The 10,965-nt window shown below is 64.1% G+C and carries 9 protein-coding genes and 3 pseudogenes; 6 read left to right on the top strand and 6 right to left on the bottom strand.

The window, feature by feature from the left end; genetic code table 11:
• The 3 genes and pseudogenes from ACZI8W_RS03205 to ACZI8W_RS03195 all read left to right on the top strand — a co-directional run.
• Positions 1 to 212 (top strand): annotated as a pseudogene (locus ACZI8W_RS03205) (hypothetical protein); the annotation flags it as partial.
• Between the two features lie 8 nt (positions 213 to 220).
• Positions 221 to 1,003, top strand: coding sequence for a hypothetical protein (locus ACZI8W_RS03200; protein ID WP_463367018.1), 783 nt, complete (start codon positions 221 to 223; stop codon positions 1,001 to 1,003).
• A gap of 8 nt (positions 1,004 to 1,011) precedes the next feature.
• Positions 1,012 to 1,788: a hypothetical protein gene (locus tag ACZI8W_RS03195; protein ID WP_463367017.1), complete on the top strand. Its 777-nt coding sequence runs from the start codon at positions 1,012 to 1,014 to the stop codon at positions 1,786 to 1,788.
• A 50-nt stretch (positions 1,789 to 1,838) separates the two neighbouring features.
• On the opposite strand, the gene ACZI8W_RS03190 is transcribed toward ACZI8W_RS03195, so the two are convergent.
• Positions 1,839 to 4,625 carry a DUF2804 family protein gene (locus tag ACZI8W_RS03190; protein ID WP_463367016.1) on the bottom strand — a complete coding sequence of 929 codons (2,787 nt, stop codon included), beginning with the start codon at positions 4,623 to 4,625 and terminating at the stop codon, positions 1,839 to 1,841.
• 308 nt (positions 4,626 to 4,933) lie between these two features.
• On the opposite strand from ACZI8W_RS03190, the pseudogene ACZI8W_RS03185 reads away from it, so the two are divergent.
• The 3 genes and pseudogenes from ACZI8W_RS03185 to ACZI8W_RS03175 all read left to right on the top strand — a co-directional run.
• A pseudogene (locus tag ACZI8W_RS03185) lies at positions 4,934 to 5,236 on the top strand (cyclohexanone monooxygenase); the annotation flags it as partial.
• 25 nt (positions 5,237 to 5,261) lie between these two features.
• Positions 5,262 to 6,011: pseudogene (locus tag ACZI8W_RS03180) on the top strand (alpha/beta fold hydrolase); the annotation flags it as partial.
• Between the two features lie 198 nt (positions 6,012 to 6,209).
• Positions 6,210 to 6,638 (top strand): DUF4345 domain-containing protein, encoded by a 429-nt coding sequence (locus ACZI8W_RS03175; RefSeq protein WP_463367015.1) that lies wholly within the window; start codon positions 6,210 to 6,212, stop codon positions 6,636 to 6,638.
• Between the two features lie 181 nt (positions 6,639 to 6,819).
• On the opposite strand, the gene ACZI8W_RS03170 is transcribed toward ACZI8W_RS03175, so the two are convergent.
• From ACZI8W_RS03170 to ACZI8W_RS03150, 5 genes are all read right to left on the bottom strand, one after another.
• Positions 6,820 to 7,029 carry a hypothetical protein gene (locus ACZI8W_RS03170; RefSeq protein ID WP_463367014.1) on the bottom strand — a complete coding sequence of 70 codons (210 nt, stop codon included), beginning with the start codon at positions 7,027 to 7,029 and terminating at the stop codon, positions 6,820 to 6,822.
• Between the two features lie 139 nt (positions 7,030 to 7,168).
• Positions 7,169 to 7,708, bottom strand: a complete 540-nt coding sequence (locus ACZI8W_RS03165; RefSeq protein WP_463367013.1) for a VOC family protein — start codon at positions 7,706 to 7,708, stop codon at positions 7,169 to 7,171.
• Positions 7,705 to 8,325, bottom strand: a complete 621-nt coding sequence (locus tag ACZI8W_RS03160) for a hypothetical protein (protein ID WP_463367012.1) — start codon at positions 8,323 to 8,325, stop codon at positions 7,705 to 7,707. Before ACZI8W_RS03160 ends, ACZI8W_RS03165 begins: the two co-directional genes overlap by 4 nt.
• Before the next feature lie 232 nt (positions 8,326 to 8,557).
• A complete protein-coding gene (locus ACZI8W_RS03155) occupies positions 8,558 to 9,361 on the bottom strand; it encodes an NAD(P)H-binding protein (protein WP_463367011.1) in 804 nt (267 codons plus the stop codon).
• A 205-nt stretch (positions 9,362 to 9,566) separates the two neighbouring features.
• Positions 9,567 to 10,961 carry a maltokinase N-terminal cap-like domain-containing protein gene (locus tag ACZI8W_RS03150; protein WP_463367010.1) on the bottom strand — a complete coding sequence of 465 codons (1,395 nt, stop codon included), beginning with the start codon at positions 10,959 to 10,961 and terminating at the stop codon, positions 9,567 to 9,569.
• Between the last annotated feature and the right edge of the window lie 4 nt (positions 10,962 to 10,965).

Here is a 10,965-nt window from a genome sequence, read left to right as displayed (position 1 = left end):
TCGACAGCGCCGGGCGCCCACAATGGCAAGCCCCCACCTACGATGTCTTCACCGGCTGGAACATCAACATCGACGGCTCATCCGGCCGGGACCACACCGCAGCCTGCCGACAGTGGGGCCACCACTACGCACCCGACGCCATCGAAAACGAATACTTCGTACTCACCACCGACACACCACCCGAAACCCTACCGGCCTACCCCGGATGGTGAACGCACACATGGCACCGACATTCAAGATGCTGATCCTGATCGCATCGCTGACCGTCGCCGCTTGCGGCACCACAACCCAAGCCACTCCGCGCGAGACATCAACCACCACGGAATCGACCCCCGCAGGCAGTTACACCGTTCCCGAGAACCGGCGCACCTCCACCATCGTGTGGTCCGCTGAAGCCGACTCCGATCTCTTCAGTGAAGAAGCAACCCTCGCGCGCGCTGCCATCGAAGCCGACGCAATCGCACTCGCCAATCCCCTCACCGACAGCTACCCAGGATTTTCCCGCGCCATCGACCAAGAATCGAAAGAGCAATACCTGGAATTCCCCCCAATTACAGCGCAACACTTCGGTACCGCCCACTTCCACATCATGCGCATCGAATCCACCGACACCGGGTTCATTGCGCACACCTGTCGCCAGATGTCCAACGTCGCAGTGAAGAACACCGACGGCAACTACAGCCGCTCCATCACAACCGGCGACTTCAACCTGAAGTTCGTCTTCGAACGAACCCCTACCAACGCACCACAAGCAGGGGCCCGGCCCACCGAACCCACGTCCACCCCACCCATCGACAGCGCCGGGCGCCCACAATGGCAAGCCCCCACCTACGATGTCTTCACCGGCTGGAACATCAACATCGACGGCTCATCCGGCCGGGACCACACCGCAGCCTGCCGACAGTGGGGCCACCACTACGCACCCGACGCCATCGAAAACGAATACTTCGTACTCACCACCGACACACCACCCGAAACCCTACCGGCCTACCCCGGATGGTGAACGCACACATGGCACCGACATTCAAGATGCTGATCCTGATCGCATCGCTGACCGTCGCCGCTTGCGGCACCACAACCCAAGCCACTCCGCCCGAGACATCAACCACCACAGAATCGACCCCCGCAGGCAGTTACACCGTTCCCGAGAACCTGCGCACTTCGACCATCATCTGGTCCAACGAAGCCGGCATCGACCTGTACAGCGAAGAAGGCACCCTCACCCGCGCGGCCCTCGAAGCCAATGCGATTGCACTCAGCAATCCCCTCACCGACAGCTACCCAGGGTTCTCCCGCGCCATCGACCGAGAAACAAAAGATCAATACGAAGAGTTGTCCCGCGGCACGGCGGAGCATGTCGGCACCGGGCGATTCCACATCATGCGCATCGATACCACCGACACGGGCTTTGTCGCCCACACGTGCAGACAGAACGCCGATGTCGCGGCGAAGAACACCGACGGCCACTACAATCGCTCCGTTACAACCGGAGAGCACAATCCACGGTTCGTGTTCGAACGGATTCCGCCTGACTCAGTGGAGCCTCAACCGATCATGCCCACGTCCACCCCACCCATCGACAGCGCCGGACGCCCACAATGGCAAGCCCCCACCTACGATGTCTTCACCGGCTGGAACATCAACATCGACGGCTCATCCGGCCGGGAGCACACCGCAGCCTGCCGACAATGGGGCCACCACTACGCACCCGACGCCATCGAAAACGAATACTTCGTACTCACCACCGACACACCACCCGAAACCCTACCGGCCTACCCCGGATGGTGAACGGCGTTCGAATACCTATCGGATTGTCACCGATAGCCCCGGAACAGACATCACCAACGGTTACGCACATCCTCCGCCCACCCCACGATATCTTCCACCGGTACACGGACTCCCGTGTCATCCGCGACAGTTCCGGACCAGTGACCGAAGCACTGGTGTGTACGGGAGGAGAAGACTTTCAGGTCGGTGACGGACTTCTTCAGGTGGAAAGGGGTGAATGTGAGGTCGACGGTGTCGCCGGTGATCCGCCACGGCGCCATCCAATCGTCCGGATCGTAGGTCCACACGAGCTCTTCACTGATTTTCGACAGATGCCCATCGACCACCACTGCATTCTCCACTGACCCGGACCCGTCGGTCCACTTCCCACCGACCTGGATACCGATCACCTTGCCGTCGGTGCGGCCAGCACCGGCACCCCAGTTCCAGTGCACCGCGTAGGGCCAGCGTCCGCGACCGTGATCGAGAGTCGCCCACGACTCCCCCTCCGGCACATCGGCAGCAACACCGTCCACCCAGATAGTCCCCGTCGCGGGTCGGGCGACATCTTTGACCGTGTACTGGAACAACCGATCGGTCCACGGCACGACGACGCCGAGACACTCGTGGCCGTCGGGACGCTGAGCGAGGATGTCGATCGCGACACGATCACCACGCGCCCGCAGGCGCGTCCCGCGGTCGACCTCGTCGATGTCGATCCGCACCTTCCTGGTGCGGGACCGAACCGGGCCTTCACCGAGATTGCCGGGCAGTGTCGCGGTGCGAGGCAAACCGATCGCGTCGTATGCGATCGTTTCTCCGCACTCCCGATCGAGCATCCAAATACTGTGCACTGCCGCATAATCGATGTCGGATACCACCAGGGCGACCACGTGGGTCGGTGTGGTCACCGCCCAGTATTCCCACCGCTTGTTGCGTCCCCTCCCCGCCTTGCCACGGCCGATGCCGTCGGTGGCGATCAGCGGTGTGCGCGTCCACCCGACCGCTCCGGGGTTCAGGCGTCCGTCGGGTCGGGTCAGAGGCACCGGTTCGGTAATCTCCCGTTCGCGCACCGTAAGGGGTGACGCCGCTCCCCCGGCTGCGTGGTCGTGCCGGCCGCGCAACCGAAGGTTCGCGGCCTGAACGGCGTCGGCGTCGACCTTCAGGACACGACGGTCGTAGGTCATCAGACCGTTCGTTTCTTCTTCGACGTCGGCAAGTTGGGTGTACACGAACGCTGCCAGTCCGTCATCGATTGCCGGACCGAGCTGGGTGTGCTGCAAACGCAGGAAGGCGCGCTCGTAGGTCCACCGGTCGGTGAACTTGCGGTAGCCGAACTCCTCGTTGCTCCACGCATGTCCCGGGACCCGGTAGGAATACCCGCCGTACTCAGACAACACGGCCGCCCGCTCGTCCTTCGCGTCGACCCGCGCCAACCGGTAGGGCCGGAAGTAGACGTGGCGGCTGGCCATGTCACCGCCGCCTTGGTCGTGCCAGCCACTGGCATGGTCGACTGGTCGGGTGGGATCGAGTTCCTTGATCCGCGCAGTGGTCGCGACGGCATCGAACTGCCCCCAGGCTTCGTTGAACGGCACCCATGCGGCGACACTAGGCGTCGAACGCAGCAGCGCGACAGTAGCATCGAGCTCTTCGAGGAAGTCTGTACGCCCTTCGATGTCCTGCCGCCCGAACCACGTGTAGTGGGAGTCGTCCAGCTTCACGGGCAGAGCAACGGGTGCCGTCACGACGGCCTGCCGGTAGCTGCGACCGCCGTTGACCATGTCCTGCCACACGAGGATGCCCAGTCTGTCGCAGTGGTGGTACCAGCGCAGCGGCTCGATCTTGATGTGTTTACGCAGCATCGTGTAGCCGAGTTTCTTGGCCGTGATGATGTCGTGGACGAGCGCTTCGTCCGAAGGCGCGGTGTAGAGGCCGTCGGGCCAGTACCCTTGATCGAGCAGACCCGCGTGCAGATACGGCTTGCCGTTGAGCAGCAGCCGGGTAGCGCCTGTCACGTCCGGTCCGATTCCGAACGACCGCATCCCGACATAGCTCGACACGCGGTCGTCGCCGAGCCGCACCTCCACGTCGTACAGGAACGGATCCTCGGGCGACCAGAGGCGCATGTCGTCGCCGAGCCGAAACCGCGTCGGCACCCCGACCGCCGCAGTGCCGGACACGACGTCGCGGCCGTCGGTTCGAATTGCCACGTCGGCCGCATCCGATCCGGTTCCTCCTGCCGCAACACAGATCTCGACCTCACCGGACTCCGGATCCGGCACGAGGTCGACCCGCGCGACCCAACGCTGCGGTACCGATTCGAGCCAAACCGTCTGCCAGATCCCGGATTGCGGCGTGTACCAGATACCACCGCGCTCGATTTTCTGTTTTCCACGGCTGCGCCAGGAGGTGTCGGTGACGTCGCGGACCCGGACGACGAGGTCGTGTCTCTCACCGCGCAGAGCGTCGGTGATGTCGAGGGTGAATGGAAGATAGCCACCTCGATGTCCACCCACGAGAGTTCCGTCGACCCACACCTCACAGTCCTGGTCGACCGCCCCGAACTGGAGCAGTACGCGATCACTCACGAAACCATCAGGCAGCGTGAAGGTCCGGCGATACCACAGCGCTTCGTCGGGCTGCAGAATCCGATCGACTCCCGACAACGGTGCCTCCGGGGAGAACGGCACCACGATCTCCCCGTCCCATTCGCGGGGTTGCTCGGTCACCGAGGCAGAGGTGATCGCGTAGTCCCAGCGGCCGTTGAGGTTGACGTACGAGTCGCGCACGAGTTGTGGACGCGGGTATTCGGGCAGGACGCGGTCGGGATCGAGGGTTTCGCCCCAGTCGGTGATCACAGGCTCACAGCATTCGACGAGAACTGATACTCCGTCATACTCGCTGGCATTCCTTCCGCTCTCCTTCAACTCTCGACGCCACGGAATAGCTCGTTGTTCCAGACCGGAGGATCACCACAGCCCGTAGGAACTACGACTCCCTCCCCATCGTGCCATTCCAGTCGCCACACCCTGGAAGATGAAGCAGCGGCCCCGACGTGGCTTTCGACGACACCATCGGTGACCCGTCCGTGGGCAACCGACGACAGGTCGCTGACACTCGGTCTCGGTTGTCGCGCTGCTCGCGGAGGCAGACGACGATTTGCACAGCACTGTGCAATATGACCACCTGCCTGCAACAACAGACCGGTTGGGTAGCCGAATACACCCGGTACGTGCGGGCAAACGACCACCGTCATCGAGCCGACCCTGCCCCGGTGAAGACGAGTGGGTTGCTCACCACGACGAGACCACGAACGTCAGCTGGCTTCGAAGACCGGCTCTTGGTACAACGGCGCGAACGTCCCCGGCAAGCCCCGGCGAGTCCTTTCCTACATCGGCGGAGTCCGCGTCGATCGGAAAAGACCCTTGCCGCGGCTGCCGCAGGGTACAAAGGTTTTCAACTGAGCTGACCCGACGCCCATTTCATCTGCTCGCTCGAGGATTGCGATGTCGAAGTTCCCGCACGTCCGTATCGGCGACAACGTGGTCGCGCAGGAACGCCTGCTGCGGGAGCATTTCGGGTCGAACGGCTTGCCCTCGTGACCGGCGGTTCGATGGGAGCTCAGCAGACTTACGAATGGGCAGTGCGTTTCCCCGACAAGGCCTTTGCGTGCCGCACCGATTGCGGGCACTGCCCAGAACACGCCGGGCGACTTCCTCATCGCCCAGATCATGCGTGAGGCAATCCAGTCGGATCCGGGATGGAACGGCGGTGAGTACACCTCCCACGAGCAGGTCGTCGACGGCCTGACCCGGCAAGCTCATATCTGGGCGGTTCTCGGCTTCTCGACCGAGTTCTGGAAGCAGGAGATCTGGCGGGCAATGGACTTCGACTCCAGGGACGCATTCCTCACAGGATTCCTCGAACCCTACTTCACTGCAATGGATCCATACGCGCTGCTTACTCAAGCATGGGCGTGGTAGCGCGGCGATGTCGCCCGCCACACCGGTGGTGATCTCTCCGCGGCGCTCGGTCGGATCACCGCCAAGACCTTCGTCATGCCCATCGACGAAGAGCAGCTGTTCCCGGTGCGGGACTGCGCACCCGAGCAGAAATTGATCAAGGACAGCGAGCTGCGGGTCGTCGAAGACACCCTTGGCCACTTGGGCTTGTTCGGTGTCTCACCGACCTACATGCCTCAGATCGACCGCCATCTCGGCGACCTCCTCGACACCGGGGTCTGATCCTGCTACCCAGCCATCACCGACGATATACCGGAAAATCATCCGAATCTTTCCTGAGTCAGAGAGCTCCTCACCGAGAGTCCGATATTCTCGATGGCGCCCTGCGGCTGCTGAAAACATCACCAGCCCGGCAACATCACGGAGCTCGTGGAGACTCTCGAATTCACCCAAGATCGAGACCTTCGGCAGTAGTGTCTGATGTGGATAATCGGCACGGTCCGGACACGCCGTGTCTGTCAGTATGGACTCATGTCAGCCCTGAGAATCTTAGGACGCGTGACCGGATGGACCTGCATCGCGATCGGAGGAATCCAGCTCGTCGGCGGAGTATCCGCGGAACCCGGCATGACCGATGACGCGACCGTAGACTCACACGTGCGCTTCATGGGCCCCGTCTTCGCCGGCTACGGTGTGAGTTGGCTCGACGCCGCGGCTCGCTCCGAACCGGACCTGGACCGGATGCGTATCCTCGCCGGACTGATGGCCCTCGGAGGTTTCGGCCGGCTCGCGACCCGCGCCACCCTGGGTCGGCCCCACCGCTTCCATGATCTACTGCTCGCCGTGGAGCTCGCTGCCCCGGTAGTGGTAGAGGTGCTGGGTCGACGCGAGCGTCCCGCGCGCGGTTAGAGCAAGGGTCTGGAGTCCGTCCAGCACGGCTGGCTGGCGTTCATGTCCAGTCTGAAGACTCTGCTCGACACCGGTGAGCGCTGCCCTGACCAACAAGGGCACGTCCGAAAATCCATGGACATCGACGATACGGTGAGAGCTGACGTGCAAGTAGACGGACAGGTGAACCGACCAACATAGGTCAGCTGTGCCCAAGGAGTTCATCGGCGATGAACGCCGTCCACGACAGGATCCGCTCGGTATCGGTCGCCGGGAAGTACTTGTAATCCCGTGCGGTGACCGTCTCCGCCAGTTCGGACAGGTCGACGGTGCCGCTCGTCGCGCCGTCGGGTGCAGGGCCGGAGAACAGCCAGACCAGCCGTTGCCTCAGAGCGGGGGGTGGCGGCTGCACGCCTCGCGCGCTACGTCGGGCCATCCGTCACCCTCCGCGTCACTCCCGACGACGATGGCCTCGAACTCCGCGGCCCGTTCGAGGTCGGACAAGGTGCCCAGGGTGACCTCGAATCCGTGTTGGGCCAGCGACCCCGCGATCACCGTAGCGGCGCGCCGGGTAGTGCCTCGGGTGCTCTCGGTTGCGACAAGGACGGACATGCCCACCGGGTTCCCCGGCGCCGGAGTGGGGAAACATCGTTTCGAGCGTGGCTACACCGAGTCCTCAGGTAGCGACCGCCCCCCCAGTCCTCGGGTGCCACCTCGTCGATCGTCTGTCCGAACGTCCACGCGTGGCCCTCGGGGTCGTCCGCGGAAAAACTGCGGTCGCCGTACGACTGGTCTTCGAGATCGGCAGTGATGTTCGCCCATGCCTCCCGCGCCCGGCGGTAGAGCGAATCGACATCGTCCACCTGGACGTGAATCTGCACCGTCGCGCCACCGCGACGGCCCGGGCCTCGGTAGTCCGGCCCGGGATCGCCCAGCATGATCACCGCCTCACCCAGTCTCATCTCGGCGTGGCTGACATACCCGGCGGGATCGTTGAAGCGCAGTGTCTCCTCGAACCCGAAAGCTCGAGTCAGAAACGACAACGCGCTCTCCACGTCCTCGTACAGCAGGTGCGGCATGACAGTGTTCATGAGGAATTCCCTTCCGGTGCAGTCTCGTGGGCTGCGGCGTAGTTCGGGGTCAGGGCGGACAGGGCGCACTGCCAACCACGGGGGTGCCGAACGAAGACATCCACGATCCCCTGCCACGTGGCCGACAACGCGCGAGCAACGGTCTTCTCCCGCAGCAGCCGAAGCAGGACCCGGTCACACGCATCGAACCGCTCGGGCCAATCGAGGGGTACCTGCAGTCGCTCCCAGAGCTCGTTCCCCACCCGTCCCAGCACGTCGGCGGATTCGAAGGAGCCGTCCCACAACTCGGCGGCCGGCATTCCGAACAGGGCGCGACACCCCACGGGCGACAGTTCGATCACGACACCTTCCTGACTGCCGTCGTGAGCGATCAGCGCGGTCGACGCCTGCAGACCGCTGAGTACACACCGGTAGCTGTCGGGACGTTGCGCCGGATTGGTCTGCGCACACACGACGATCGGGACCCCGATGCTCACGATGAACGTCATGTGCCGCGACGGCAGCCCGCGGTGGATTCCTGAGGGGAATCCAGTCATGCGATAGCCGAGGTAGCCGTCGACCAGTCCGCGCAGCGGTTCCGCTACTGCGCGGGTGGAATAATCGACGACCGGTTCCACACCTGCCAGTGTATTGCGCTTGTGTGCGGTCCGGTCCAATGATCTGCCATCCGACCAGCACCTTGTGCAGCGGCGCAGCACGTCGTAGCCGAGTCCGTCGATCTGGATGCACAACAGACCCGGGGACCCGTGGACGAACTCGGCTCCGGGAGCACCCTGTGGCGACGCAACGCCGTGGAACTGTCCCCGGGTGACGCACTCGGCGCGCTGCGCGAGTGAGGCGCTCTACGGGTCAGCGGAACAGCTCGACATTCGCGGCGGCCCACTGAGCGAAGGTCGTCGCAGGCCGGCCGAGAATCTCCTCGACCGTTGTCAATGCCGATTGTGGATAATCGACGAGCTGTGCACGACCATCCAGATACCACCCGGCGTACTCACCCATCGAGCGAGCAAGCAACGCTTCCGCTTCCTCCCGCGACACCTCGACGAACGGTACGTCGCGCCCGAGTGCCGAACCGATGTCCTGCACCATCTGCGGATGGGTCAGCGACTGTGGCCCGGTGAGTTCATACGTTCGGCCGGACTGGGACTCGCCGAGCAGTGCCTGCGCAGCAACCGCGGCGATGTCCTCGAGCGCGATCGGGGCGTTCGCCGCGGTCGGATACGTGCCGCGAACCTCGCCCGTCGTGCGGATCTGCTCTGCCCAGATGGTCGCGTTGGTCATGAACTCGCCGGGTTCGAGGTGGGTGCATTCGAGACCGGACGCTTCGACGTCGGCCTCGATGCCGTACCAGTCGGTTCCCGGTCCGCCGGTGAGGGTGACGAACCGGTGCACCCCGGCGTCGCGCGCGAGGATCGCGACTTCCCGCGCTGCCGCGGGGACCGGCGCGAGGTACACGGTGTCGATGCCGTCGAACACCTTGCCGAGTGAATCCGGCTTGCCCACATAGCCTTCGACGACTTCTACGTCATCGGGTAACGCTGCCCGCGTGGGGTTCACGGTCAAGGCGCGCACGTGTGGGGCATCAGCTCGCATCAGTTCGTCCACCACGAGCCTGCCGACGTTTCCGGTTGCTCCCGTCACGAGAATTGTCATTTCACCAGGCTAGGCCGCCGTGGCAGCTCCAGTCGGCGAATGCCTGCACGATATGCGGCGCAGGCTGGACGTCCGCACTCACACCCAATTCGGGCTCGCTCGGATATTTTTGGTTACTTCAACGGCGTATAGCGACGTCGATCCAACCGAAGTTCGATCCGCGCCGTTCGGCAGTGAGACCTCGAGGGAACTGCGCTCTTGCCTGTCATGGCTGGGTCAGTCGTCGAATCGCAGCAAGGGGCAGTCTCAGCCATGTCGGCCGGTTCCGCGCCTCGTACACCACTTCGTATACCGCTTTGTCCACCTCGTACGCGCGAAGTAGTACACCGATCTCCCGCGGATCGTATCCGGATCCTGCGGCATATCCGTCACAGAACCCGGCCGAATTGCGCTGCGCCCACTCCCCCGCCCGAAACTCTCGCTGCGTCGCGACACTGTCGGGCTCGGGCTCGCGCACCGAATGGTGCGCCGCATAGTCGAAGGACCGCAGCATCCCGGCCACATCTCGCAGCGTCGTGTCAGGGCGTCGACGTTCCGCGAGCGACTTCGCCGGCTCACCCTCGAAGTCGATGAGCAGCCACCGCTCCGGTGTCCGCAGCACCTGGCCGAGGTGCAGATCGCCGTGGATACGCTGCACCGCGACCGGGCCGATCGCCGCGACCTCCTCGAACAACGCCCGCACGTCGGGCACGAAGGCAGCGAGTTCGTCGACCTCGGCGACTGCAGCCTCGAGTCGCCCGACCATTCCCGCGGCGAGATCCGCCGCCGGGCGGTCCGATACACCGAGACCGGCGGCGAGATCAGCGTGGACCTCGGCGACCGCGACGCCCATCCGGTGCGCCTCACCCGCGAAGTCCGTACCGACCTCGTCGGCGCGCAGATCTCCTTCGATGAGCAGGTCGCGGACGCTGCCGAGCGCCATCGACCAGCCGTCGGCAGAGTTCGCCGCAAAGTCCTGAACCATCGCGAGGGTGGTACGGACGCCGTCCACATCCGCCTCGATCCACGCATGTATCGGCGCTACCGACCGGCACCCCGCCTCTGCGAGCGCGAGGTGGAGTTCGACGTCGGGATTGATCCCGAGTGTGACACGACGGAACATTTTGAGCAGCAACTGTTCCCCGAGCACAACAGACGTATTCGACTGTTCCGCACTCAGTGCCCACCCCCGCATCCCCGGCTCGATCTGCGTCCCCGGAACGGTGTGTAGTTCGACGGGGCCGCGGTTTCCGCCGCGAGCCAGGCTCTGTGCGTACAGACCGATGATCTCCTGGTCGCGTAGCCCGTCGTACACGAACACGGAGTGGCCGGCTGTCTCGTCGGGCGCGGCGATCGTCGCGGCTGCCAGTTCGTCCGGCAGATGCGATCGATAACCGAGTGGCACCTGATAGATCTGCTCGGGTGTGGAATCGAAGATGACTGCCACGAGCAGGTGCTCTGCACCGAACCCCGGCTCCTCGGCCAGGGGTTGCCGCAGTACGACTCGCACGCCGGTGATCGTGTGCCCCTTCGCGGCAAACCACCGCTGGTGCGGCAGCCACTCCACCAACCGGACCTCGAGTTCGGCCTCCGGATACAACCGGTCGTCCTGTTCGGTCATAATC

It is taken from the genome of Rhodococcus ruitaii, from assembly GCF_055230935.1.
This window is presented reverse-complemented; position numbering and strand designations above follow the sequence as displayed.